Source organism: Pseudomonas sp. No.117 (assembly GCF_054558395.1).
In genome coordinates this window covers 13,247-37,775 of record NZ_BAAJNP010000001.1, presented here as the reverse complement: position 1 = coordinate 37,775, position 24,529 = coordinate 13,247, and the positions used below count along the sequence as shown (strand labels likewise).

Annotated in this window: 19 protein-coding genes; 7 read left to right on the top strand and 12 right to left on the bottom strand. The window is 66.2% G+C overall.

All coding sequences use genetic code 11. From position 1 onward, the window contains the following. Positions 1-88 precede the first annotated feature (88 nt). Positions 89-3,595 (bottom strand): bifunctional diguanylate cyclase/phosphodiesterase, encoded by a 3,507-nt coding sequence (locus ACYJP6_RS00155; protein ID WP_459472308.1) that lies wholly within the window; start codon positions 3,593-3,595, stop codon positions 89-91. 372 nt (positions 3,596-3,967) lie between these two features. On the opposite strand from ACYJP6_RS00155, the gene ACYJP6_RS00150 reads away from it, so the two are divergent. Together ACYJP6_RS00150 and ACYJP6_RS00145 are read left to right on the top strand one after the other, a co-directional pair. Then, entirely contained in the window at positions 3,968-4,327 is a 360-nt protein-coding gene (locus ACYJP6_RS00150) for a BON domain-containing protein (RefSeq protein WP_007159717.1), read from the top strand. A 59-nt stretch (positions 4,328-4,386) separates the two neighbouring features. After that, positions 4,387-4,839 (top strand): PA2169 family four-helix-bundle protein, encoded by a 453-nt coding sequence (locus tag ACYJP6_RS00145; RefSeq protein ID WP_459472306.1) that lies wholly within the window; start codon positions 4,387-4,389, stop codon positions 4,837-4,839. A 52-nt stretch (positions 4,840-4,891) separates the two neighbouring features. On the opposite strand, the gene acs is transcribed toward ACYJP6_RS00145, so the two are convergent. The 9 genes from acs to ACYJP6_RS00100 all read right to left on the bottom strand — a co-directional run bounded on the left by acs (position 4,892) and on the right by ACYJP6_RS00100 (position 17,953). Further along, complete coding sequence (acs, locus tag ACYJP6_RS00140; protein ID WP_459472304.1) at positions 4,892-6,835, bottom strand: acetate--CoA ligase; 1,944 nt, start codon at positions 6,833-6,835, stop codon at positions 4,892-4,894. Positions 6,836-7,103: 268 nt separating this feature from the next. Continuing rightward, positions 7,104-8,768 carry a glucose-6-phosphate isomerase gene (pgi, locus tag ACYJP6_RS00135; protein ID WP_459472302.1) on the bottom strand — a complete coding sequence of 555 codons (1,665 nt, stop codon included), beginning with the start codon at positions 8,766-8,768 and terminating at the stop codon, positions 7,104-7,106. Positions 8,769-8,943: 175 nt separating this feature from the next. Next, positions 8,944-9,795, bottom strand: a complete 852-nt coding sequence (gene panC, locus ACYJP6_RS00130) for a pantoate--beta-alanine ligase (protein WP_459472300.1) — start codon at positions 9,793-9,795, stop codon at positions 8,944-8,946. Beyond that, on the bottom strand, positions 9,792-10,592 hold the full coding sequence (gene panB / locus ACYJP6_RS00125) for a 3-methyl-2-oxobutanoate hydroxymethyltransferase (protein ID WP_459472299.1): 801 nt from the start codon (positions 10,590-10,592) through the stop codon (positions 9,792-9,794). Before panB ends, panC begins: the two co-directional genes overlap by 4 nt. A 130-nt stretch (positions 10,593-10,722) precedes the next feature. After that, a complete protein-coding gene (gene folK / locus ACYJP6_RS00120; protein ID WP_459472297.1) occupies positions 10,723-11,226 on the bottom strand; it encodes a 2-amino-4-hydroxy-6-hydroxymethyldihydropteridine diphosphokinase in 504 nt (167 codons plus the stop codon). Beyond that, entirely contained in the window at positions 11,223-12,614 is a 1,392-nt protein-coding gene (locus ACYJP6_RS00115) for a polynucleotide adenylyltransferase PcnB (RefSeq protein WP_145008665.1), read from the bottom strand. The genes folK and ACYJP6_RS00115 overlap by 4 nt, the downstream gene beginning before the upstream one ends. Positions 12,615-13,313: 699 nt before the next feature. Then, complete coding sequence (locus ACYJP6_RS00110) at positions 13,314-14,729, bottom strand: sigma-54-dependent transcriptional regulator (RefSeq protein WP_459472295.1); 1,416 nt, start codon at positions 14,727-14,729, stop codon at positions 13,314-13,316. Positions 14,730-14,844: 115 nt separating this feature from the next. Next, entirely contained in the window at positions 14,845-17,793 is a 2,949-nt protein-coding gene (locus tag ACYJP6_RS00105) for a sensor histidine kinase (protein ID WP_459472293.1), read from the bottom strand. Next, positions 17,777-17,953, bottom strand: a complete 177-nt coding sequence (locus ACYJP6_RS00100) for a hypothetical protein (protein ID WP_007159707.1) — start codon at positions 17,951-17,953, stop codon at positions 17,777-17,779. Before ACYJP6_RS00100 ends, ACYJP6_RS00105 begins: the two co-directional genes overlap by 17 nt. Before the next feature lie 320 nt (positions 17,954-18,273). On the opposite strand from ACYJP6_RS00100, the gene ACYJP6_RS00095 reads away from it, so the two are divergent. Continuing rightward, positions 18,274-18,474 carry a VOC family protein gene (locus ACYJP6_RS00095; RefSeq protein WP_459472291.1) on the top strand — a complete coding sequence of 67 codons (201 nt, stop codon included), beginning with the start codon at positions 18,274-18,276 and terminating at the stop codon, positions 18,472-18,474. Here the strand turns inward: ACYJP6_RS00095 and gluQRS are convergent, their stop codons facing one another. Then, complete coding sequence (gene gluQRS, locus ACYJP6_RS00090) at positions 18,475-19,365, bottom strand: tRNA glutamyl-Q(34) synthetase GluQRS (RefSeq protein ID WP_459472289.1); 891 nt, start codon at positions 19,363-19,365, stop codon at positions 18,475-18,477. A gap of 68 nt (positions 19,366-19,433) precedes the next feature. Further along, on the bottom strand, positions 19,434-19,877 hold the full coding sequence (dksA, locus tag ACYJP6_RS00085; RefSeq protein WP_459472287.1) for an RNA polymerase-binding protein DksA: 444 nt from the start codon (positions 19,875-19,877) through the stop codon (positions 19,434-19,436). A 303-nt stretch (positions 19,878-20,180) separates the two neighbouring features. Here dksA and ACYJP6_RS00080 point away from each other — a divergent pair, with 303 nt between their 5' ends. From ACYJP6_RS00080 to ACYJP6_RS00065, 4 genes are all read left to right on the top strand, one after another. Continuing rightward, positions 20,181-21,356: a pyridoxal phosphate-dependent aminotransferase gene (locus tag ACYJP6_RS00080; RefSeq protein ID WP_459472286.1), complete on the top strand. Its 1,176-nt coding sequence runs from the start codon at positions 20,181-20,183 to the stop codon at positions 21,354-21,356. Further along, positions 21,353-22,060 carry a DNA/RNA nuclease SfsA gene (gene sfsA / locus ACYJP6_RS00075; RefSeq protein ID WP_459472284.1) on the top strand — a complete coding sequence of 236 codons (708 nt, stop codon included), beginning with the start codon at positions 21,353-21,355 and terminating at the stop codon, positions 22,058-22,060. The genes ACYJP6_RS00080 and sfsA overlap by 4 nt, the downstream gene beginning before the upstream one ends. Before the next feature lie 105 nt (positions 22,061-22,165). Beyond that, on the top strand, positions 22,166-23,428 hold the full coding sequence (locus ACYJP6_RS00070; RefSeq protein WP_459472282.1) for a NupC/NupG family nucleoside CNT transporter: 1,263 nt from the start codon (positions 22,166-22,168) through the stop codon (positions 23,426-23,428). A 160-nt stretch (positions 23,429-23,588) separates the two neighbouring features. Then, positions 23,589-24,524, top strand: coding sequence for a nucleoside-specific channel-forming protein Tsx (locus ACYJP6_RS00065; protein ID WP_459472280.1), 936 nt, complete (start codon positions 23,589-23,591; stop codon positions 24,522-24,524). Positions 24,525-24,529: the final 5 nt, after the last annotated feature.

The window sequence follows — 24,529 nt, the reverse complement described above, 5'->3', positions numbered from 1 at the left end:
GCTGGTACCCTCGGGGACAGACGGAAAGTGGAGTTCCGATTCTAGAGGGGTTTTGATTGCAGGACAGTGACATTCGTCGGTCTGGACGCTAGGCGCGTGCCCTCTGCCGTTCGGCATACCAGGCTTCGAAGTCCTTGGGCGCCAGGGGCGGGCTGAACAGGAAGCCCTGGCACTGCTGGCAACCCAGCTTGCGCAGGATGTCCCACTGCTCGGTGGTCTCCACCCCCTCGGCCAGCACGTTCAGGTCCAGGCCATGGCCCAGGGCGACGATGGCTGCGGCGATGGCCTGGGTACCGTGGGTGCCACTGTCGCTGCGCAATTCGTGCATGAAGCTCTGGTCGATCTTCAGCTTGTCGAGGGGGAAGCGCCGCAGATAGGCCAGCGAGGAGTAGCCGGTGCCGAAGTCGTCCACGGCAATGCGTACCCCCAGCGTCTTGAGGGTGGCCAGGGACATCAGCGCCTCTTCGACGTTGTCCATCAGGGTGCCCTCGGTGATCTCCAGCTCCAGATGCTCGGCCGGGAGGCGGCTGCGCGCCAGGGCGCGGGAGATGGTGCTGGCCAGGTCGCGCTTGGCGAACTGGCGCGGCGAGATGTTGATCGCCAGGGTGCCCAGCTCGAATCCCAACTCCAGCCAGCTGTGCATCTGCTGGCAGGCCGTCTCGATGATCCAGTCGCCCAGCGGCACGATGAGTCCGGTTTCCTCGGCCAGCGGGATGAATTCGGTGGGCGGGATGAGACCCAGCTCGGGATCCTGCCAGCGCACCAGGGCTTCCACGCCGATGGCCTGGGCCGTGCTCACGCTCATCAGCGGCTGGTAGTGCAGGACGAAATCGCCCCGCTTGAGCGCCGTGCGCAGCCGTGACTCCAGGTTGAGGCGGCGCCGCGACTGCTCGGTGAGGGCCTGGGTATAGAAGCGGAAGGTGTCGCGTCCCTGGTCCTTGGCCTGGTGCATGGCGGTGTCGGCATTGCGGATGAGGTCGTCGGCGCTGTTGCCATCGTCGGGAAAGAGGCTGATGCCGATGCTGGCGCTGAGATAGATGTCGTGATCGCCCAGGGGGAAGGGCTGCTCCAGCTTGCTAAGCATCGCCTGGGCGATCTGGGCGGCGAACTCCGGGCGGTCCACCCGTTCGATGATGACCAGGTATTCGTCGCCGCCGAGGCGGGCCAGGGTGATGTCCTCGCTGAGCAGGGCGCGCAGGCGCGCGGCGAATTCCACCAGCAGTTCGTCGCCGAGGGCGTGGCCGTGGCTTTCGTTCACGGTGCGGAAATGGTCGAAGTCGAGGATCAGGACCGCGACCAGGTGCTCCTGGGATTCGGCGAGGGCCAGCGCGTGCTCGAGATGGGTACGCGCCAGCAGGCGATTGGGCAGGTCGGTCAGCGGATCGTGGTGCGCCAGGTGGCTCAGGCGCGCCTCGCTTTCCCGCAGTCGGGTGGTATCGCTGACCGTGACCGTGTACTGCCGGGTTTCCCGAGGATAGAGGGTGTCGATGGCGGTCCAGGCGGGGAAGGTGCTGCCATCGACCCGTGGCCAGAGCAGTTCGCCTTCCCAGCGCCCCTCGCGGCGCACCGTCCGCCATAGCTCGCGATAGAAGCGCGGGTCCTGTCGCCCGCCGCCGGGCAGGCCCAGGCGCTGCCCGAGCAGGGCGCCCTCCTGGGTACCCAGCAGCCGGGCGAAGGCCGGATTCACGGCCAAGACCCAGCGGCGCTGATCGAGCAACAGCAGGCCATCGCGGCTGTTCTGGAACATCGCCGCGGCCTGGCGCAGGCTTTCTTCCTGCTGCTTGCGCAGGGTGATGTCCTGGGCGGTGCTGATGAAGTATTGGGGCACGCCGTGGTCGTCGCGGATCAACCGGGTGGTGACATTGGCCCAGACCGGCTGGCCGCTACGGTGCAGATAGCGTTTCTCCAGGGTGTAGCGATCCTGGCCGGTGTCGATCAGCTGTTTGCGCAGGGCGGCGCCCAGGCCGCGTTCGTCCGGATGGGTAACCGCGGCAGCATCCTTTTGCAGCAATTCCGGTTGCGAGTAGCCGAGCATCTGGCAGAAGTGATGATTGACGCTCAGCCAGCGGCCTTCCAGGTCGCTGAGCATGATGCCGGTGTAGGCCTGCTCGAAGATGCCGCGGTAGCGCGCCTCGCTGGCGCGCTGGGCCTGGACGACGCGCTGTTGGCGGATCGCCAGCACCGCCAGGCGGGTGAATTCGGTGATCAGCGCCTGGGTTTCCGGTTCGGGCAGGCGCGCCTCGCCGTAGTAGATGCCGAGGGCGCCGACGGCACGTTGCTGCTCGTCCTGCAACGGCAAGGCCCAGGCGCCACGGATGCCGGCCGCCAGGGCCGCCGGCAACAGCGGCTGCCAGGCGGGATCCAGCTCGACATCGATGGTGAACACCGGCGCATTGCTGGTGACGGCGCTGCAGCAGCCCTGGTCGTGACGCTGCCGGGGTACGCTTTCCAGGGCTGCCTGGAAGGCCGGTGGCAGGCTGGGCGCAGCGGCCACCCGGAGGTGCTCGTCCTGGTCATCCAGCAGCAGGGCGACGCGCATCTCGGGATAGATCCGCTCCAGCCGCAAGGCGATGCCCTGCTGGATTTCCGCCAGCGGCAGGCCGCTGAGCAGATCATCGAGGACGTCGCTCCGCGCCTGCTGCAGCTGCTGGGCCTGGTAGTCGTGGTGGATGTCGGTCAGGGTGCCCTGGATCTCGCCGTCCAGTCCCGCCCGCAGTTCCATCTGCATCCAGCGATGACTTTCCACCGACAGTCGCAGCCGTACCACGCCATTCCAGTGCAGGCGTTGGGCCGCGGCGAAGTCGGCCACCAGCTGGCGCAGCCGGGCGCCATCCTGGGGGTGGAAGGCCTGGTGCAGCGGCTGGTTGAGTTGCTGGGTCGCGGCTTGGCCGGTGAGGCTCTCCCAGGCCGGGTTGAGAAACTGCCAGCGCCCGCGGTGATCGCTGGCGAACACCACCAGCGGTAGGTGCTGGACCAGCTCGCGATAACGCCGCTGGCTGTCCTGCAGCGCCTGCTCGGCCAGCTTGTGGCTGGTGATGTCGACCAGGGCGCCGCGGGTAATCCCGGCTTCGTCGAAGTCACTCTGCCAGTTGAGCCAGCGCCAGCTGCCCGCGCCGTCGGCGAAGTGCGCGGAGAAGTTCAGCGGGCCCTGCATGTGCTGCAGGCGTTCGAGCATGCTGCGCACATGGTCGCGGTCATCGGCGCGCGCGCAGGCGACGATGGTGGCGAAATCGAGAGGTCCACTGGTCAGCGGCTGGTGGAGCATCACCAGGCTGCGATCGGAGCAGAGCAGGCGGCCATTCGCTAGCAGCTGCCAGTCACCGGTGTTGGTCAGCCGCTGAATGAAGTCCTGGGTTTCGCGCTGCCGTTGCAGCGCTTGAATGACGCCTTCCCGGTGCTTGAGCTGGCGCTGCATCAGCACATAGAGCACCAGCGCTATGAGACTGACGAAGCCCAGGCCCTTGAAGGTCTGCCAGGGATAGTGACTGGCCCGCTCGCCGATCAGGGTCTGCAACAGGACATCGCTGCCGATCACCCAGAGGGCGCTCAGCACCAGGTACGTCAGGGCAATGCGCGCGGGGGAGGGGAGCCGCATCCCGGATCCTCGATGGCCCGATCGTAGCTGTCGGGTTCAGTTCAACTCTGACCTGTTAACGGTGCCGCAGTTCTGGTTCAGCCCAGCAGAATTGCTGCTCGTCGGAAGCCTCGTCCTGCACCGCGGGAACCTGGGTGAAGAGGGCATTCCAGACAGCCCCGGCAGGGTCGTCCGATCTCGTGCAAATTACCAGGCGGTTTTACCACTACCTTGCAATTTGCCCGCTGGTTGGTTCCGCTGTTTTTATATAAGTCATTGATTTGAAACGTCTTTAATTGTCTTTGGAATTCGGCGCAAGCGTTGCGCTCTACATCTAGGTCGCTGCTGCCAGGACCTGGGCGCAGTACAACCAAGGAAAACAGGAGTCATCTCATGAAAAAGACTTTCGGTACCTTTGCCCTCGCTGCCGTCACCGCTTCCGTACTGAGCCTGCCGCTGGCCGGCGGTGCTTTCGCTGCCACCAGCCAGAACATGACCCTGGCGGCCAACAACACCGTGGACAAGACCGAAGAAGCCGCGTCCGACACCTGGATCACCAGCAAGGTGAAGGCGTCCTTCCTGGCTGACGAACACATCAAGGGCACTGCCATCAAGGTCGAGACCAACAAAGGCGTCGTCTCCCTGTCCGGCACCGTGGCCACCGAAGCCCAGCGCGACCTGGCGATCAAGGAAGCCAAGGCTATCAAGGGCGTCAAGGCCGTCTCGGCTGATGCGCTGAAAGCCGCTCAGTAACACCCGAGGACGATGGCGGCGCCGGTCGCTGCCATCTCCCTTCACCCCGGAGAACCGTCATGACCAGCACGACCGAAACCCTCAACGATCTGATCGAGATCGCCCGTGATGGCAAGAATTTCTATGAGCACGCCCTCACCGAAGTGAAGAACCCCGAATTGAAGGCGCTCTTCACCGAGATCGCCCAGAGCAAGGCCGAGATCATCAGCGCCTTGAGCAGCCAGGTATCGGCTGCAGGTGACAAGCCTGCCGAGCAGGGTACCTTCGCCGGCAGCTTCCGCAAGTACTACACAGACGTCAAAACCTCCTTCGCCAGCAAGGAGCGGGAAGAGGTCACCTACGTCAGTGAACTGGAAGAGCAGGAAGACCGCCTGCTGCATGCCCTGGAACGCGCCGTCAACGAACACGCCACGCCGGATGCCCAGACCAGTCTGCGCAGCCAGCTGGAAAAGGCCCGTGCGACCCATGATCGCATGCGTGACCTGAAGCACCGGATGCAGGCCGCCCACTAAGGCAACCGGTACGAAAAAGCCCCGCCAAGCGGGGCTTTTTTTCGCCCTGGGTTCAGCCGTTGGTCGCGCGGTTGAGGCGTGCCTCGATCAGGCTGTCGACCACCGAGGGGTCGGCCAGGGTCGAGGTATCGCCCAGGCTGTCCAGTTCGTCGCAGGCGATCTTGCGCAGGATGCGTCGCATGATCTTGCCGGAGCGGGTCTTGGGCAGGGCGGGGGCCCACTGCAGGAATTCCGGCTTGGCGAAGCTGCCGATCTGGTCGGCCACCTGCTGGCGCAGCTGCGCCTTGAGTTCATCGCTCGGCGTCACCCCACCCTTGGTGGTGACGAAGGCGTAGACCGCCTGGCCCTTGACCTCGTGGGGGCAACCCACCACCGCCGCCTCGGCCACGTCGGGATGCTCGGTGAGCACGCTCTCCACCTCGGCGGTGCCGATGCGATGGCCGGAGACGTTGAGGACGTCGTCCACGCGGCCGGTGATCCAGTAGTAGCCGTCCTCGTCCCGCCGGGCACCGTCGCCGGTGAAGTAATACCCCGGATAGGCGCTGAAGTAGGTATCGATCAGCCGCTGGTGATCGCCGTACACGGTACGGATCTGGCTCGGCCAACTGGCCTTGATCGCCAGCACGCCGCTGCCAGGCCCCTCGATCTCCTGGCCCTGCTCGTCGAGCAGCACCGGCTGCACGCCGAAGAAGGGCAGGGTGGCCGAGCCGGGCTTCAGCGCCAGGGCGCCGGGTGGCGGGGCGATGAGGATGCTGCCGGTCTCGGTTTGCCACCAGGTGTCGACGATGGGGCAGCGACCCTCGCCCACCACCCGGTGATACCACTCCCAGGCCTCCGGGTTGATCGGCTCGCCGACACTACCCAGCAGCTGTAGGCTCTGCCGCGAGGTGCGCTGCACCGGCGTATCGCCTTCGCGCATGAGGGCGCGCAGCGCGGTCGGCGCGGTGTAGAAGATGTTGACCTGGTGCTTGTCCACCACCTGCCACAGGCGACTGGCATCCGGGTAGCTCGGCACTCCTTCGAACATCAGGGTGGTGGCGCCATTGGCCAGCGGGCCGTAGACGATATAGCTGTGGCCAGTCACCCAGCCGACGTCGGCGGTACACCAGAAGACCTGGCCTTCGTGATAGTCGAACAGGTACTTGAAACTCAAGGTGGCGCCCAGCAGGTAGCCCCCGGTGGTGTGCAGCACTCCCTTGGGCTTGCCGGTGGAGCCCGAGGTGTAGAGGATGAACAGCGGGTCCTCGGCATCCATGGGCTCCGCCGGGCAATCGGCCGCTGCCTCGGCCACCGCCTGGGCATAGGGCAGGTCACGGCCCGGCTGGCGGGCGACCTCGGCGCCGGTGCGCTCGACCAGTACTACGGTATGGACGTCGGGGCATCTGGCCAGGGCCTTGTCGACATTGGCCTTGAGCGGGATACGCTTGCCGCCGCGGACGCCCTCGTCGGCGGTGATCACCACCCGGCAGTCGGAATCGAGGATGCGATCGCGCAGCGCCTCCGGCGAGAAGCCACCGAACACCACCGAATGCACCGCACCGATGCGCGCGCAGGCCAGCATGGCATAGGCCGCCTCGGGAATCATCGGTAGATAGAGACAGACCCGGTCGCCCTTCTCGACGCCGCGAGCCTTGAGCACGTTGGCCAGCCGGCAGACCTGTTCGTGCAGCTGGCGATAGGTGATGGCCTGGCTGTCGGCGGGATCGTCGCCTTCCCAGAGGATGGCGGTCTGGTCGCCACGGGCGGCCAGGTGGCGGTCGATGCAGTTGTAGGCGACGTTGAGCTGGCCGCCGCTGAACCAGCGGGTGCGACCCTGGCGCAGGTCACCGCTATGGACCTCGTCCCAGGTGCGGAACCAGTCGAGCAGGGCGCTGGCCTGTTCGCTCCAGAAGCGCTCCGGCTGCTCCACCGAGCGCTGGTAGAGTTCGCGGTAACGGGCTTCGTCCAGATGGGTACGGGCGCTCAGGCGCTCAGGCACGGGGTAGCGTTGGCTCATGGCCGGCTCCTTCTTGGTGTTGTTGTGCTCCTAGTTTAGGCCGCGGAAGACGAGGCGGGGTTCAGCCAGACGACAAAACGAAAAAAGCGCCGCAGGGCGGCGCTTTTGGGGATGGGCGAGCATGAATAGAAGCTGTTCACGATCTCGCGAGCTAGAGCCAAACAAGGCGAAAATGCCTGAGGAAGCGGAGTTTACACAGAGTAAATGAGCATTCCGAAGGCATTTTCAACGCAGTTTGGCCGACGCGCAGCAGATCGTGGATAGCTTCTTAGCCGCGGTGGCGACCGCGGAAGTAATCGATCAGGCCCTGGGTCGAACCATCGTCGGCCTTGCCTTCGCTACGACCGATGATGTGCTGGTAGACGTCCTTGCCCAGCTCCTTGCCCAGCTCGACGCCCCACTGGTCGAAGCAGTTGATGCCCCAGATGACGCTCTGCACGAACACCTTGTGCTCGTACAGGGCCACCAGCGCCCCCAGGCGCCGCGGCGAGATGCGTTCCAGCACCAGGGTGTTGCTCGGGCGGTTGCCCGGGATCACCTTGTGCGGCGCCAGCTTGGCGATCTCGGCCTCGCCCAGGCCCTTCTCGCGCAGTTCGGTCTCGGCTTCTTCGCGGGTCTTGCCCAGCATCAGCGCCTGGCTCTGCGACAGGCAGTTGGCATACAGCCACTGCTGGTGATCGGCCACCGGGTTGTGGCTCACCACCGGGACGATGAAGTCGCCGGGGATCAGTTGGGTGCCCTGGTGCAGCAACTGGTGATAGGCGTGCTGACCGTTGCAGCCGACGCCACCCCAGATCACCGGGCCGGTCTCCATGCTCACCGGCGAGCCGTCCTGGCGCACGCTCTTGCCGTTGGACTCCATGTCCAGCTGCTGCAGGTGCTTCACGAAGTTACGCAGGTGGTGGTCGTAGGGCAGGATGGCGTGGCTGGTGGCGCCCCAGAAGTTGCCGTACCAGACTCCCAGCAGGCCCAGCAGCACCGGCATGTTCTCCTCGAAGGGCGCGCTGGTGAAGTGCTGGTCCATGGCGTAGGCGCCGGCCAGCAGGTCCTTGAAGTTGGACATGCCGATGGCCAGGGCGATGGGCAGGCCGATGGCCGACCACAGCGAATAGCGGCCGCCGACCCAGTCCCACATGGGGAAGATGTTCTCTTCGGCGATACCGAATTCCACCGCCACCTTGACGTTGCTGGAGACCGCGATGAAGTGCTTGTGCAGCTCCGGCTCGGGGCAGCCCTGGGCCAGGCACCAGGCCCGTGCGGCCTGGGCGTTCTTCAGCGTTTCCAGGGTACCGAAGGACTTGGAGGAAACGATGAACAGGGTGGTGTCGGCGGCCAGCTTGGAGGTGACCTCGCGGAATTCGCTGCCGTCGATGTTGGCCAGGTAATGGCAGCGTACGCCGCGCTGGGTGAAGGGTACCAGCGCCTCGGACACCAGTTGCGGGCCGAGGAAGGAGCCACCGATGCCGATGTTCACCACGTCGGTGATGGGCTTCTCGGTGTAGCCGCGCCAGAGACCGTTGTGGATGCGGGTGACCAGCTCGGTCATCTGGTTCAGGACCCGATGCACCTCGGGCATGATGTCCTGGCCATCGATCTGGACGCTGTCGCCCACCGGACGGCGCAGCGCGGTGTGCAGGGCCGGACGCTGCTCGGACGAGTTGACGTAGGCGCCGCTGAACAGGGTATGGATGGCCCCTTCGAGACCCGCTTCACGGGCCAGGTTGACCAGCAGTTCGCGGGTCTGCTCGGTGATGAGGTTCTTGGAGTAGTCGAGGAACAGACCGCTGGTGCTCAGGGAGAAATGCTTGAAACGCTGCGGATCGGCGGCGAAGGCATCGCGCATGCGGAAGTTCTGCATGGCCTTGCGGTGATCCTGCAGCGCTTTCCAGGAGGCGAGCTGGGTCACATCGAGGGGCTGTTGATAGTACTCCATGGGTCGGCTTTTCCTTGGTGGCTCTTGTTTGCTGTTGTGCCCCACAAGCCGGCGGCTTGCAAGGGAAAATCGGACGCGGCGCGGCGATGCGCTTCGAGCATGAAAAAGCCCGGTATGTTCCGGGCTTCCAGGGTGCGGGCAGGCTTGGGTGCGCTAACCTTCGGTTGCGTCACATTCAGGGCCTGCGGCGAAAGCTCAGATTGTCGATCAGGCGGGTCTGGCCGAGATAGGCGGCCACCAGCAGGACCAGGTCGCGATCCTCCGCGCCAGCGGGTTGCAGGCTAGCCTGTCGACGCAGCTCCAGATAGTCGACCTTAAGCCCCTGATCTTGCAATTCGGCGACACCGGCGGCCAGGGTCGGCTCGACCGGGGCGCCGCTGGCGAGTTGGTCGGCCAGGCGTTTCAACAGGCCGTACAGGCAGGGCGCGCTGGCCCTCTGGCTGTCATCGAGATAGCCATTGCGCGACGACAGCGCCAGGCCGTCGGTGGCCCTCACGGTCGGCTGGGCGACGATCTCGATGGGCATGTCCAGGTCCTGGACCAGCTTGCGGATCACCGCCAGCTGCTGGTAGTCCTTCTCGCCGAACACCGCCACGTCCGGCTGGGCCATCTGGAACAGCTTGGTGACCACCGTCGCCACGCCTTCGAAATGGCCCGGGCGTCGCGCGCCACAGAGACCCTCGGACACCAGAGGTACGTTGACCCGGGTCAGGCCGTCCATGCCCTGCGGATACATCTCCGTTACCGCCGGGGCGAAGAGCAGATCGCAATGGGCCTCACTGAGCTGTCGGCTGTCCTCGGCGAGGGTGCGCGGATATTTGTCCAGATCCTCGCTCGGGCCGAATTGCAGCGGATTGACGAAGATGCTCGCCACGACGAAGTCGGCGTGGCGGCGGGCCGTTTCCACCAGGGCGATATGACCGGCGTGCAGGTTGCCCATGGTGGGTACCAGGCCGATGCGCAAGCCCTGGCGGCGCGCGGCGGCAACGGCGACGCGCAATTCGCGGACGCTATGGACCGTCTTCATGCGGAGAATCCATGTTCGGGGGCGGGGAAGCTGCCGTCCTTGACGGCGGCGACGTAGGCCGAAAGGGCTGCCTGGATGCTGTCCTGGCCGGCCATGAAATTGCGCACGAACTTGGGCGTGCGACCGCGCAGTGCCAGACCTAGCATGTCGTGCAGCACCAGTACCTGGCCATCGGTGGCGGCCCCGGCGCCGATGCCGATCACCGGTACGCGGGCAGCCCGGGTGATCTCTTCGGCCAGCGCCGAAGGCACGCATTCGAGCAACAGCATGGCGGCGCCGGCCTCTTCCAGTTCCTTGGCTGCGTCGCGCAGCTGCTGGGCGCGCTGCGGATCGCGACCCTGCACCTTGAAGCCGCCGAAGACGTTGACCGACTGGGGCGTCAGGCCCAGGTGGGCACAGACCGGCACGCCATTGGCGGCCAGACGCCGTATCGGTTCGGCCAGCCAGGCGTCGCCTTCGAGCTTGACCATCTGGGCACCGGCCTGCATCAGCCGGCCGGCGCTGGTCAGGGTCTGCTCCAGGGTGGCGTAGGTCATGAACGACAGGTCGGCGACGATGAAGGCCCCGGCGTGGCCGCGTTTGACGCAGGCGGTGTGGTAGACCATGTCATCCAGGGTCACCGGCAGAGTGCTGTCGTGGCCCTGCAGCACCATGCCCAGCGAATCGCCGATGAGCAGCATCTCGACGCCGGCCTGGCTGGCAGCCTGGGCGAAGGTGGCATCGTAGGCGGTCAGCATGGCGATCTTCTCGCCGCGCTGCTTGAGACCCTGAAGGGTCGTGAGGCTGATATCAGGCATGAAAAAGGGTCCTCGTGGGACGGCGCTATGGTTATTGTCTGGGCGCCGCGGGCGCGGGATGGCCGCGCGAAAGCGGCTGCTATAGTCCTGGCGCATCCGGCACAAGTCAATGACCGTTGTTACCGCCGTGTTACCGGCTGGGTAACAGTGGGGCCAGGCGTTCCAGGCCCGCGAAGGGGCAGGCGGCCAGCAGGTCGGGCAGCCGACGGCCGTCGGGCAGCTGTAGCTCGGGCGCGAGATCGGCCAGCGGATAGAGCACGAAGGCTCGCGCCTGCAGGTGGTAGTGGGGGACCTGCAGGCGCGGCTCGTCGATCAGTCGCTCGCCAAACAGCAGGATGTCGATGTCTAGGGTGCGGGGTCCCCAGCGTTCGTCCTTGCGCACCCGGCCCTGCTGTAGCTCGATCGCCTGGGTGGCGTCGAGCAGTGCCAGGGGTGCCAGGCAGGTATCCAGGGCGGCCACGGCATTGACGTAGCGCGGCTGGTCGGGCGGGCCCAGGGGGTCGCTGGCGTAGAAGGACGAGACCGCCACCAGCTGGCTGTCAGCCAAGCTGGCCAGGGCCTGCAGGGCCGCTTCCAGTTGCTGCCGCGGCTCGGCCAGGTTGCTGCCCAGGCCGAGATAGACCCGCTCCATCATTCGTCGCCGGAGGTGGGCGCATCCGAGGTGCGCCGCTTGCGATTGCTGCCCCCGCGACGCCGACGCTTGGCCGGTGCGCCCTCGTCTCGGCTGAGGTTCTTGATCATCTCGCGCCGCTGGCTGTCGCCGACTTCCTGGTAGCGCGTCCACCATTCGCCCAGCCCGCCAGTCTCCTCGCCCGCGCTCTCGCGCAGCAACAGGAAGTCGTAGCCGGCGCGGAAACGCGGATTTTCCAGCAACTGGTCGGCGCGGCGGCCCTGACGACGGGGCAGGCGTTCCTGCATGTCCCAGATCTCGCGCATGGGCATGGTGAAACGCTTGGGAACGGCGGTGCGCTGGCACTGTTGCTGGGTCAGTTCGTGGGCGGCTTCCTGCATGGCCGGAATCGGCGGCAGGCCCAGGTCCTGGTGATGACGGACGCGCTCGGGCAAGGCGGGCCACAGCAGGGCGGCGAAGAGGAAGGCCGGGGTGACCGGCTTGCCTTCGCGGATGCGTGCATCGGTATTGGCCAGCGCCTGGCGGATCAGGGTGCCGGCGTACTCGGGATCCCGCTCCAGGGCCTCGCCACTGGCGGGGAAGAGCGGCGCGAACAGGCCGTACTGGCAGAGCAGCTCGAAGGTGCGCTCGGCCTTGCCGCCCAGCAGCAGCTTGATGACCTCGTCGAACAGGCGCGACGCCGGGATATCGCGCAGCAGCGGGGCCAGGCGACTGATGGGCTCGGCGGTGGCCGCCTCGATCTGGAAGTCCAGCTTGGCCGCGAAGCGCACGGCGCGCAGCATCCGCACCGGATCTTCCAGGTAGCGTTGCTCGGGATCGCCGATCAGGCGGATCTGCCGCAGGCGGATGTCCTGGGTGCCATTGGCGTAGTCGAGGATGCGCTCGCCGCTGGCATCGTAATAGAGGGCGTTGATGGTGAAGTCACGCCGCTGGGCATCCTGTTCCTGGTTACCATAGATGTTGTCGCGCAGGATCCGCCCGCTTTCGTGGCGCGAGCCCTGGGATTCGTCCTCGGCTTCCCCGGTGGGGTGATTGGCGCGGAAGGTCGCGACCTCGATGATCTCGCGGCCGAAATGCACATGGACCAGCTTGAAGCGCCGCCCGATGACCCGGGCATTGCGGAATTCGGCACGGACCTGTTCGGGCGTGGCGCTGGTGGCCACGTCGAAATCCTTGGGTTCGAGGCCCAGCAGCAGGTCTCGCACGCAACCGCCTACCAGGTAGGCCTGATAGCCCGCCTTTTCCAGCCGGTCGACGACGCTCAGGGCGTGGCGGCTGATGCGCTCTCGTTCCAGAGCATGCTGACTGCGGGGCAGTTCGATGGGCAAGGTGGGCGCGGGCGCAGGACGCCGCAGGGGCGAGCGCAGGGTCTGGATCAGCTTCTTCAGCATGCGAGTTTCTGTTCGGGAAGACGGCTATACGCAGTCTGGACCATAGCTTGGGCCATTGCGCAATAGATAAGGAGGGGATCTTGAACGAGGGAGGGGAGGCTGTCAAAGGCACTGGGGGAGCCGAAGCTCCCCCCCAAAGTGGTACGTGCTTTGTTTTTATTGTCTATCCAGACCTCTTGTTTTTCTTGTGTGGTCTGTCCCGTGCGGATACCGGCCGCCGGAAAGGCTCTGAAGTCTAGAGCCAAGAGCAAACGGATTACTTTGGAAGCTGATGCCGTCAGGATCATTCCTGCTCTGCCTGGTACGGGTGCTGCCTCGGGGCAGTTTTGTTGTTCTCTGTCCTGGCATCGCGCGAAACATCCCGCGGGACGACTCTTCTCCAAAATGATCAGTTAGCTACGCCTCCGCCTGCTTGTTCTTATTGTGCTGGAGTCGCTACGTCTTGTTTTTGTTATGGCGTGGGTACGTTTTTATTGTTGTTGTGCCAGAACATAAAGCAGATGCCGTGCCAGTTTTTAAAATTGCTTGTATTTCAATGGCTTGCGAAAAATGTAGCCTTTTTGCTGCTGGGCTACAGAGGCTATTTCGTTACCGCTGAACCCGCTCCCTGTTACGGCGGTAACACATTGCAACGGCTGTGGTGGCGGGGGAGGGGGTGTTACCTCCGGAGCGTGAAGAGGTTCCACGCACCGGATCCTGTCAGCTGGCGTCGCTGCTGGCGCTGGCCTTGCGGCGGGGGATGCCCAGGCGCTGACGGCGTTCCCACAGGCACTTGCGACTGACGCCGAGCTTGCGGGCGAGTTCGGTCTCGGTCATGTGGTCCTGGTGTTCGAGCACGAAATGCTGGAAGTAGTCTTCCAGGGACAGATCCTCGGTGGGCTCGTGGGCACCGTTGCCATTACCCAGCCCGGTAGCGGGCAGCGGATCGAGGTAGCTGTCGGCCAGGTCCAGCTCGCCCAGCTCGACGTCGATACCCAGCTGGTCGGCATTGATCTCCTGGCCTTCGCTGAGGATCACCGAGCGCTCGATGGCGTTCTCCAGCTCACGCACGTTACCCGGCCAGCTGTAGTGACGGATGGCCGCCTCGGCCTCGGCGCCGAACTTGAGCCCGGGGCGGCTCATGCGCGCCGACTGGCGGGCGAGGAACACCCGGGCGATCTCCATCACGTCACCGCCGCGCTCGCGCAGGGCCGGCAGGCGCAGGGAGATCACATTGAGGCGATAGAAGAGGTCTTCGCGGAACTGGCCGATCTTGGCCAGGCCCTTGAGGTCGCGATGGGTAGCGGCGATCAGGCGCACGTCGACCTTCTGCGACTGCACCGAGCCGACCCGGCGGATCTCGCCCTCCTGCAGCACGCGCAGGAGCCGCGCCTGGGCTTCCAGGGGCAGTTCGCCGATCTCGTCGAGGAACAGGGTGCCGCCGTCGGCCGCTTCCACCAGGCCGGTACGGCTGGCGCTGGCGCCGGTGAAGGCGCCCTTCTCGTGGCCGAACAGCTCGGATTCGATCAGCGTCTCGGGGATGGCCGCGCAATTGACCGAGATCAGCGGCGCCTTGGCCCGGCGCGACAGGTTGTGCAGCGCCCGCGCCACCAATTCCTTGCCGGTGCCCGACTCGCCCTGGATGAGCACGGTGGAGTCGGTGGGCGCGACCTTGCGGATCTTGCCGAAGAGGTCCTGCATCGGCGCGCAGTTGCCGATGATGCCGATCTCGCCGGTGGCGGGCGGCGGGGCGACGCTTTCCTCGGCCACGGCGGTCGGGCGCTGCTCGCGCTCCACCAGGATGCGCGCCACGGCCTGCAGCATCTCGTCATGATCGAAGGGCTTGGCGATGTAGTCCACCGCACCCTGCTTCATGGAGTCGACCGCCGATCTCAGGCTGGCGTAGCTGGTCATGATGAGTACCGGCTTGCCCTTGGCGAGGTCGATCATCTCGGTACCGGGGGCGCCGGGCAGGCGCAGATCGCTGATGACGAGATCGAAGCTCGGCACGTCATACAGATCCTGGGCTTCCTGGACGGAGCCGGCTTCGCTGACGCGGAACTGGTTGCGCTCCAGCAGGCGCCGTAACGCCGAGCGGATGATCTTCTCGTCTTCGACAATCAGGATATGGGCCATCAAGTGCGCTCTCTTACGGGAAGGCAGCACGACCCACGCCAGGCAGCGTGTCTTGTTGCGGTCGTCTGGACTTCCGAATGCTTTAGCAGAGCCATCCAGCAGGCGGATGGCCCCGTCACGGCGCCTCCGGCAACCCGAGATAGCGCGGCAGCAGCACCCGAATGCGAGTGCCTTGGCCGGTCACGGGGTCGGTAGGACTATCGATCATTATCTGACCATAATGCTCTTCTACGATCGAATAGACCAGAGCCAAGCCGAGCCCCGTCCCCTTGCCCGGATCCTTGGTGGTGAAGAAGGGTTCGAACAGGCGGCTGACGATGGCCTTGGGAATCCCGCTGCCTTCGTCCTCGACGCTCAAGGTCACGGTCTGGCCCTGGGCTTCGCTGCGTACCCGGATCGGCGCGCCGGCGGGCGAGGCGTCGCGGGCGTTGGACAGCAGGTTGATCATGACCTGCACCAGGCGCTGCGGATCGCCCTGCACCAGGTGCTCGGGATCGCAGAGGTTGAAGAAGTCGACGTCCACGCTCTGGCGGTTGAGCGAGAGCAGGGCGATGGCTTCCTGGGCGGCCTCGGCCACGCACACCGGTTCGTGGGCCTGCTGGCGGCCGCCGGCATGGGCGAAGCTCATCAGCGACTGGACGATGCGGGTGATGCGCCGGGTCTGCTCGATGATCTGGCTGCTGATCTCGTCGATCTCTTCATCCGCCTCGCGCTCTTCGCGCAGGTTCTGCGCCAGGCAGGCGATGCCGGTGACCGGGTTGCCGATCTCGTGGGCCACCCCCGCGGCCAGCCGCCCGATGGAAGCCAGGCGTTCGGAGTGGATCAGGCGGTCCTCCAGCAACTGGGTCTCGCTGATGTCCTCCACCACCAGCACGGTGCCGTTGCTGCCTACCGCCAGGGGTTCGTCGATGGTCGCCTTGTGCAGGTTGAGCCAGCGCTGCTCGTGTTCCTGGGGCAGGCGTTGCTTATAGAGGTGCTGCTGGGCCGGTTCGGCGAGGAAACGCTCGAACAGGTCCTGCCAGGGATCGGGCAGGGCGTTCAGGCGCGAGCCCACCACCCGCGCGCCGTCGATGCCGGTGAGCTCCTCCATGGCGCGGTTCCACATCAGGATCTCGCGGTCCCGCGCCAGGGAGCAGACGCCCATGGGCAATTCCTGCAGGGTCTGGCGGTGATAGCGACGCAGGGCGTCCAGCTCGGCGGCGAGACCGGTCAGGCGCGACTGGTAGTCTTCCAGGCGATTCTCGATGAAGTGGATGTCCTCGGTGGCATAGGCCTCGCTCTCCGCCTTGAACGGCAGGAAGGTCTCGACGATGTCCTGGGCGACCCGCGGCCCCATCAGGCCGGAAAGGTTGGCCTCGATGCGGTCGCGCAGGCGGCGCAGGGCATAGGGGCGGCGTTCGTCGTAGGGCAGCAGCAGGTCGGCCAGGGCCCGCTCGACCTCCTTCTGCGCGGTCTTGGCGCCGAGCGGCTTGGCCAGCTGGGCGGCGAAATCCTGCGGCGAACTGGCCGCCAGTTCGCGGCGCTGGGGACGGCGCACGTTGTCCACCGCGCAGGCTTCGGCGGCGCTCTTCTCTTCTTCGCTGGCTTCGGTGAACAGCGAGACCAGGGCGAACACCAGCACGTTGACCGTCAGCGAGGCCACCGCGGCGAGGTGCCAGTTGCTGGCACTGATGCGGTAGCCGAAGGCGCCGATCTGTAGTGGATTGATGTCGGCCACCAGCGGCATCAGCATGCTCAGGAACCAGAGGCCCAGGCCGCACAGCAGGCCGGCGATGAAGCCCTTGCGGTTGGCCGTCTGCCAGTAGAGCACCGACAGCGCGCCGGGCAGGAATTGCACGGTGGCGACGAAGGAGACGATGCCCAGGCTGGAAAGGTCGCCATGGCCCTGCAGCAACCGGTAGAAACCGTAGCTGCCGAGGATGATGGCGGCGATCAGCATGCGCCGGGTCATGCGCAGCCAGCGATAGATGTTGCCATCGGTGGGCGGCTGGTAGAGCGGCAGCACGATGTGGTTGAGCAGCATGCCCGATAGCGCCATGGTCACCACGATGATCAGGCCGCTGGCCGCCGACAGGCCGCCGACGAAGGCCACCAGCGCCAGCAGCGGATTGTCCAGTGCCAGGCCGACGCCCAGGGTGAAGTACTCCGGTGGCGTCGGCGAGCCCAGCGCCAGGCCGCCCCAGAGGATCGGCGGCACCGCCAGGCTGATCAGCAGCAGGAACAGCGGCAGGCCCCAGCTGGCGCTGACCAGCGCCTGGGGGCTGAGATTCTCGGTGAAGGCCATGTGGTACATGTGCGGGGTGACGATGGCCGCGGCGAAGAACACCAGCAGCAGGATCCGCCAGGGGCCTTCCTGCAGGGGGGTATGCAGGGTGGAGAGGGCGCTCTGGTTCTGCTGCAGCCAGGTCTCCAGGCCATTGGGTCCGCCGAACACGGTATAGAGGGTGACGCCGCCGACGATGCCCAGGGCCAGCAGCTTGACCAGGGACTCGAAGGCGATGGCCACCACCAGGCCTTCATGGCGCTCCTTGGAGTTGATCTGGCGCGCGCCGAAGAGCATGGCGAACAATGTGATCAACAGGCAGAAGCCCAGCGCCGGGGCGTCCTGAGCCCGGGCCTGCACCAGGATGCCGGTGCTGGTGGCCACCGCCTGGATCTGCAGCGCCAGCAGCGGCAGCACGGCGATCAGCATGCCCAGGCTGGTGAGGGCCCCGGCCCAGGTGCTGCGGAAACGGAAGGCGAAGAGGTCGGCCAGGGAGGCCAGCTGGTAGGCGCGGGTCAGCCGCAGGATCGGATAGAGCAGCACCGGCGCCAGCAGGAAGGCGCCGCACAGCCCCAGGTAGTAGGCGAGGAAGCCGTAGCCGTAGTCGTAGGCCAGGCCCACGGTGCCATAGAAGGCCCAGGCGCTGGCGTAGACGCCCAGCGACAGGGTGTAGATCAGCGGGTGGCGCACCAGCCGGCGCGGCACCCAGCCCTTTTCGGTCATCCAGGCGACGCCGAAGAAGATCAGCAGATAGCCGGCGCTGATCAGCACCAGGTGGGACAGGCTAAAGCTCGTCGGCATCGCGTTGGCTCTGCAGGATGAAGGTCACCACGATGAGGATGAGCCACAGCAGGTAAGGGCGGTACCAGGCGCCGCTGGGGGCGATCCACCAATCCATGATGGCGGGGGAGAACAGATAGATGCCTACCACAAGGAGCAGGACCAGCCGATAGATGTACATGCGCGGTTCCCGAACGGCGATGGCGCCATGGTAATGCAAAAGCGGTGTACCCCGGCGAACCCCCGCTCTACCTTGAAGGCTTCTTTGCCGTTGGAGATCGCCGATGACCACGCCCCGGCTCCAGGCCGTCCTGGAAACCGCGCTCTACGCCGCCGACCTGGCCAGGGCGAGGCGCTTCTACGAGGAGGTGCTGGGCCTTGCGCCGATGTTCGCCGATGGGCGCCTGGCCGCCTACGCCTTGGGTACCAGCGTGTTGTTGCTGTTCCAGCGGGGCACTACCGAACAGCCGGTAAGACTGCCGGGCGGCAGCATTCCAGCCCATGGCGCCCGGGGGCTGCCAGCACCTGGCCCTGGCGATCACGGCGGCCGAGCTGGACGACTGGGCGACCCATCTGGCCGGCGCCGGGGTGGCCATCGAAGAGCGAACCCAGTGGCCGCGCGGCGCCACCAGCCTGTATTTCCGCGATCCGGATGGGCATCTGCTGGAGTTGGTCACGCCGGGGCTGTGGCCCAACTACTAGTCAAGCGGGTAGCTGGGCCTCGGCCAGGTGCAGCACCCGCGGGATCAGTCCGGCATCCCAGTGGGCGACGCCCCAGGCGAGGACGCTGGCTGGAGGCTCTTGGGCCAGCTCCTGGTAGGTCGGCTGGCCCAGGGTACGCAGGGCGCGTACCAGCAGCGCCCCGGCCTGTTCCGGCGGCAAGGGTGGCGAGCGATAGCGCTTGCCCAGTTTGTGGCCGTCGGGCTGGATCAGCAGCGGCACGTGCAGATAGCGCGGTGCCGGATGGCCGAGCAGTTCTTGCAGATAGAGCTGGCGCGGCGTCGAGTCCAGCAGGTCGGCGCCGCGTACCACGTCGGTCATGCCCTGCAAGGCGTCGTCCATCACCACGGCGAGCTGATAGGCGATCAGGCCGTCACGCCGCTGGATGACGAAGTCGCCCACCTCGCGGCCCAGGTGCTGGCGGAATTCGCCCTGCACCCGGTCGACGAAGCGGTATTCCAGCTCCGGGACCCGGATGCGGATGGCGGCGTCAGCGACCGGCAGGCCCCGATTGCGGCAGTAGCCAGGATAGAGACCGCCACTGCCTTCGAGCTGCTTGCGCGAGCAGTCGCAGGCGTAGGCCAGGCCGCTGGCCAGCCACTGCCCGATGATCGCGCGGTAGGCGTCCAGGCGCTCGCTCTGGCGCAGCACCGGGCCATCCCATTCGAAGCCATAGGCGTCCAGGGTGGCGAGGATGGCCGCCTGGGCGCCGGGGACCTCGCGCGGCGGGTCCAGGTCTTCCATGCGCACCAGCCAGCGACCACCCGCGGCACGGGCGTCCAGGTAGGAGGCGAGGGCGGCGACCAGGGAGCCGAAGTGCAGGTAACCGCTGGGGGTGGGGGCGAAACGGCCGACATAGGGGCGCCTGGACATAGCTCATCCTGTGAATGCCGGATAGAACAAAGGGCGCCGTAGCGCCCTCGTCGAAGAGGCAGGAGAACTCAGGTCCCGGTCTGCTTTTCGCGGATCTCGGCCAGCGTCTTGCAATCGATGCACAGACTGGCGGTCGGCCGGGCTTCCAGGCGGCGGATACCGATTTCCACGCCGCAGGAGTCGCACCAGCCGTATTCGTTGTCTTCGATCAGCTGCAGCGTCTCGTCGATCTTCTTGATCAGCTTGCGCTCGCGGTCGCGGGCGCGCAGTTCCAGGCTGAATTCCTCTTCCTGGGTGGCGCGATCGGCCGGATCGGCGAAGTTGGCTGCTTCTTCCTTCATGTGGTGTACGGTGCGATCGACTTCCTCGCGCAGTTCCTGCTTCCACTTGTTCAGAATGGCGGTGAAGTGGGCGCGCATGCGCTCACTCATGTATTCCTCGGCCTTGGCAGGCTGGTAGGGTTCGTAGCCACGGGCCAGATGATTGTTCTGCTGATTTGCTTCGCTGGGCATGATTGACCCTCTCACTTTCGCTGATCCTGTCCACAGGCTGGATGCGTTTCCAGGCCTCTCCATGATGGAACGCCCGGGGGCTGTGGCTGCCGATGACGTCCCGCGCAATGCCGACGCCAGGCTGAATATGTTCTCGACTGGCCAGTCGCCCTGCGGATGCAAGCGGGCGAACTTACCAGAAGCTTCCGGGGGGCGCTACTACTGGCCTCCCGCTCCGTGCTGGTGCTCCACCGGACGCGGCGGATGCCGGCCTGCGAAGCCTTGGTTAGAATCCCGCCTTCGCCACAAGTTCGGACCCCGTCCATGTCCAATTCCTACAGCGCGCGCAGCCAGGCCATCGAGCCCTTCCATGTGATGGCCCTGCTGGAGCGCGCCAACCAGCTCCAGGCCGCCGGGCACGACGTCATCCACCTGGAGATCGGCGAGCCCGACTTCACGACCGCCGCCCCCGTGGTGGCCGCCGGCCAGGCCGCCCTGGCGGCGGGCCAGACGCATTACACCGCGGCGCGCGGCCTGCCGGAACTGCGCCGCGCCATCGCCTCCTTTTATGGCGAACGCTATGGCGTCGACCTGGACCCGGAGCGGGTCTTGATCACCCCTGGCGGCTCCGGTGCGCTGCTGCTGGCCAGCGCCCTGCTGGTCGATCCGGGCCGCCACTGGTTGCTGGCCGATCCCGGCTATCCCTGCAATCGCCACTTCCTGCGGCTGGTGGAGGGGGCTGCCCAGTTGATCCCGGTCGGCGCCGATACCCGCTACCAGCTCACGCCCGAACTGGTCGAACGACACTGGCAGCCGGAGAGCGTGGGCGCCCTGGTGGCCTCGCCGGCCAACCCGACCGGGACCCTGCTCGACCGCGACGAGCTCGCGGCCCTGTCGGCCAGCCTCCAGGCGCGGGGTGGCCATCTGGTGGTGGACGAGATCTACCACGGCCTGACCTATGGCCTGGACGCCCCCAGCGTGCTGGAGGTGGACGACTCGGCCTTCGTGCTCAACAGCTTCTCCAAGTACTTCGGCATGACCGGCTGGCGCCTCGGCTGGCTGGTGGCGCCGCGCGCCGCCGTACCGGAGCTGGAAAAGCTGGCGCAGAATCTCTACATCAGCGCCTCCACCGTCGCCCAGCAGGCCGCCCTGGCCTGCTTCACCCCGGCGGCCATGGTCATCTTCGAGGAGCGCCGCGCCGAGTTCGCCCGTCGGCGTGACTATCTGCTGCCGGCGCTGCGCGGGCTGGGCTTCGAGATCGCCGTCGAGCCCCAGGGCGCCTTCTATCTCTATGCCGATATCTCGGCCTTTGGCGGCGATGCCTACGCCTTCTGCCAGTTCCTGCTGGAGACCGAGCACGTGGCCATCACCCCGGGGCTGGATTTCGGTCGCCACCGCGCCGATACCCATGTGCGCTTCGCCTACACCCAGTCGCTGCCGCGCCTGGAGGAGGCGGTCGCCCGTATCGCCCAGGGACTGCAACGCTGGAGCGCCCGGTGAAATTCGATCCGCCGCTGGAAGAAGGTCGCCTGCTGCGCCGCTACAAGCGCTTTCTCGCCGACGTCGAGACCGCCAGTGGCGAGGTGCTCACCCTGCACTGTCCCAACACCGGCTCCATGCTGCATTGCCAGTCGCCCGGCGCCCGCGTCTGGTTCAGCCGGGCCAGCGGACCCAAGCGCAAGTTGCCCGGCACCTGGGAATTGGTGGAGACGGACCACGGGCGGCTGGCCTGCATCAACACCGCCCGCGCCAACCGCCTGGTGGAGGAAGCCCTGCTGGCCGGTGCCATCCCGGAGTTGGCCGGCTTCACCGCCCTGCGCCGCGAGGTGGCCTACGGCCTGGAGAACAGCCGCGCCGATTTCCGCCTGGAGTACCCGGAAGGACCGCTGTACCTGGAGGTGAAGAGCGTCACCCTGGGCTTCGCCGGTTCAGGCGTCGCCGCGTTTCCCGACGCCGTGACTGCCCGCGGTGCCCGCCACCTGCGCGAACTGGCGGCGCTGGCCGCGGCAGGGCAGCGCGCCGTGCTGCTCTATTGCGTGCTGCTCGACGGCATGGAAGCGGTACGCCCGGCGGCCGAGATCGATGCCGCCTATGCCGTGGCCCTGGGCGAGGCCCGGCGCCAGGGCGTGCAGGTGCTGGCCTATGCTGCGCGGCTCTCGCCCACGGGTCTGCAGTTGGAGCGACCGCTGCGCCTCGCTGACTGAGCAGTCACAAAAAGCTGATCGTCCGGACAAGATCTGGCAGGCGCCTTGCTTACGGTTGTCGCCCATCGATCGCCGCAAACGGCGATCCCGCTGAGGAGTCCGTCGATGATCTCTGTGTTGGGCATGCTGTTGCTGGTGGCGATCGCCATCCTCTTCTCCCGTCAGCGACGCGCCATTCGGCTGCGTACCGTGCTCGCGGCCTTCCTGTTGCAAGCCGGTCTCGGCCTGTTCGTGCTCTATATTCCCTGGGGCCAGCAGGTGCTTGGCCGCGTCTCCGGTGCCGTCGCCTCCTTGCAGCTCTATGCCGACAAGGGCATCGAGTTCCTCTTCGGCGGCCTCGCCGGTCCGCGGATGTTCGAGTACTTCGGAAACGGCGGCTTCGTCTTCGCCGTGCGGGTGCTACCCCTGATCGTCTTCTTCGGCAGCTTGATCGCGGTGCTCTATTACCTGGGCATCATGGGCTGGATCATTCGCCTGGTCGGTGGCGCCCTGCACGCCCTGCTCGGCACCAGCCGGGTGGAGTCCACCACCGTGACCGCCACCCTGTTCCTCGGGCAGTCGGAAATGCCCCTGGTGGTGCGGCCCTTCATCGCCGAGCTCACCCGCTCGGAGTTGTTCGCCATCATGGTCGGCGGCTTCGCCGCGGTGGCCGGCTCGGTGCTGCTGGGCTACGCCGGCATGGGCGTGGACCTGAAATACCTGATCGCCGCCAGCTTCATGGCCGCGCCGGGTGGGCTGCTGATGGCCAAGCTGATGGAGCCCGAGACCGAGCAGCCGCGCGACCAGACCATGAAGACCCTGGGGGAGGGCGAGGAGCGCCCGGCCAACGTCATAGACGCGGCGGCCGAGGGTGCCCAGGTCGGCTTGCGCATCGCCCTGGCGGTCGGCGCCATGCTGCTGGCCTTCATCGCCCTGATCGCCCTGCTCAATGGCCTCCTCGGCTGGTGCGGCGCCTGGTTCGGCATGCCGCAGCTGAGCATGCAACTGGTACTGGGCTATCTGCTGGCGCCGGTCGCCTTCCTCATCGGCGTGCCCTGGAGCGAGGCGGTGCAGGCCGGCGGCTTCATCGGCCAGAAGCTGGTGCTCAACGAATTCGTCGCCTATGCCGACCTGTCGACCTACCTGGATCCGGTCAAGGCGGCGGCAGCGGGCGTCCAGCCGCTGTCGGCACACGCCCAGGTCATCGTCACCTTCGCCCTCTGTGGCTTCGCCAATTTCTCCTCCATCGCCATCCAGCTCGGCGGCCTGGGCGGTATCGCCCCGCAACGCCGCCACGAGCTGGCCAAGTTGGGCTTGCGCGCCATGCTCGGCGGCACCCTGGCCAACCTGATGAGCGCGGCGCTGGCCGGCTTCTTCGTCGGCCTCTAGGCCCCAGGCATTCGGACCAATCGGTCCACTTTGTGGTGCACGGCGGTGCCGCGTGCGCCAAAACGTAACAGCGGATGACCGTGGCTCGCCCCCGCTTTGCGGTCACGGACCCTCCGCCTGCTTTTCCGGCTTCTCGGGATCTCTCGTTCAGGAACTCTCCATGACTCTGTTCAGCCTCCGTCGCGCTCCCCTTTCACTGCTGCCACTGCTGTTCTGCTGCAGTGCGCCCCTGTTCGCCGCCCCAGCGGCAGCTACCGATAGCGCCCAGGGCGAGACCGTCAGTCCCGCCGCCCAGCCGGAGGAAGATCGCTCGCCCTATCTATCGTCCTGGTACAACCAGGACCTGACCCTGATCGGTAGCAAGGACATCAGCTTCGGCCCGCAGCCCGTGGACGACGTCTATCTGGAGTACGAGTACTTCGGCCGCAAGGGCCCCTTCGAACTCTATGGCTACATCGATGTGCCCAGGGTGCTGGGTATCGGCAACAGCCATGACTCCGGGGTCTGGGATCGCGGCTCGCCGCTGTTCATGGAGCACGAGCCGCGGATTTCCATCGACCAGGTGCTGGGTCGCTCGCTGGCCTTCGGCCCGTTCAAGGAATGGTACCTGGCGTTCGACTGGATCTATGATCATGGCAGCAGCCGCGCCAGCCGGCAGAACACCCTCTATGCCGGCTTCGGCACCGACCTCGAGACCCATACCCCGGTGTTGCTGTCGGCCAACCTGTACGGACGGCGCCAGTGGGAAAACTACGGCGCCGCCAACGAGGATTCCTGGGACGGCTATCGGGCGCAGCTCAAGTACATCTGGCCGCTGGCCAAGTTCGACAATGGCGCCTCCCTGACCTACGTCGGCTTCACCAACTTCGATTTCGGCTCCAAGCTGGGCGACGAGCCGGGGCGTACGGCCAACGCCACCGTATCCACCAACGTGCTGCTGTATGCCTTCACCCACCTGCGCTTCATGTTCGCCGCCCGGCATTTCCACAATGGTGGCAACTGGAGCGACGGCACCGAGCTGAACTTTGGCGACGGCGCCTTCGAAGGCCGGTCCGACGGCTGGGGCTACTATCTGGGGGTGGGCTATCAATTCTGATCTGG

Excerpts from the sequence above, each read along its gene's own strand:
- ACYJP6_RS00110 (WP_459472295.1), bottom strand. The coding sequence starts at position 14,729 with ATGGCCCATATCCTGATTGTCGAAGACGAGAAGATCATCCGCTCGGCG.
- dksA (WP_459472287.1), bottom strand. The coding sequence starts at position 19,877 with ATGCCCAGCGAAGCAAATCAGCAGAACAATCATCTGGCCCGTGGCTAC.
- acs (WP_459472304.1), bottom strand. The coding sequence starts at position 6,835 with ATGAGCCAACGCTACCCCGTGCCTGAGCGCCTGAGCGCCCGTACCCAT.
- ACYJP6_RS00070 (WP_459472282.1), top strand. The coding sequence starts at position 22,166 with ATGATCTCTGTGTTGGGCATGCTGTTGCTGGTGGCGATCGCCATCCTC.
- pgi (WP_459472302.1), bottom strand. The coding sequence starts at position 8,768 with ATGGAGTACTATCAACAGCCCCTCGATGTGACCCAGCTCGCCTCCTGG.
- folK (WP_459472297.1), bottom strand. The coding sequence starts at position 11,226 with ATGATGGAGCGGGTCTATCTCGGCCTGGGCAGCAACCTGGCCGAGCCG.
- ACYJP6_RS00100 (WP_007159707.1), bottom strand. The coding sequence starts at position 17,953 with ATGTACATCTATCGGCTGGTCCTGCTCCTTGTGGTAGGCATCTATCTG.
- ACYJP6_RS00105 (WP_459472293.1), bottom strand. The coding sequence starts at position 17,793 with ATGCCGACGAGCTTTAGCCTGTCCCACCTGGTGCTGATCAGCGCCGGC.
- ACYJP6_RS00115 (WP_145008665.1), bottom strand. The coding sequence starts at position 12,614 with ATGCTGAAGAAGCTGATCCAGACCCTGCGCTCGCCCCTGCGGCGTCCT.
- ACYJP6_RS00155 (WP_459472308.1), bottom strand. The coding sequence starts at position 3,595 with ATGCGGCTCCCCTCCCCCGCGCGCATTGCCCTGACGTACCTGGTGCTG.
- ACYJP6_RS00065 (WP_459472280.1), top strand. The coding sequence starts at position 23,589 with ATGACTCTGTTCAGCCTCCGTCGCGCTCCCCTTTCACTGCTGCCACTG.
- gluQRS (WP_459472289.1), bottom strand. The coding sequence starts at position 19,365 with ATGTCCAGGCGCCCCTATGTCGGCCGTTTCGCCCCCACCCCCAGCGGT.
- ACYJP6_RS00150 (WP_007159717.1), top strand. The coding sequence starts at position 3,968 with ATGAAAAAGACTTTCGGTACCTTTGCCCTCGCTGCCGTCACCGCTTCC.
- panC (WP_459472300.1), bottom strand. The coding sequence starts at position 9,795 with ATGAAGACGGTCCATAGCGTCCGCGAATTGCGCGTCGCCGTTGCCGCC.
- ACYJP6_RS00080 (WP_459472286.1), top strand. The coding sequence starts at position 20,181 with ATGTCCAATTCCTACAGCGCGCGCAGCCAGGCCATCGAGCCCTTCCAT.
- ACYJP6_RS00095 (WP_459472291.1), top strand. The coding sequence starts at position 18,274 with ATGGCGCCCGGGGGCTGCCAGCACCTGGCCCTGGCGATCACGGCGGCC.
- panB (WP_459472299.1), bottom strand. The coding sequence starts at position 10,592 with ATGCCTGATATCAGCCTCACGACCCTTCAGGGTCTCAAGCAGCGCGGC.
- ACYJP6_RS00145 (WP_459472306.1), top strand. The coding sequence starts at position 4,387 with ATGACCAGCACGACCGAAACCCTCAACGATCTGATCGAGATCGCCCGT.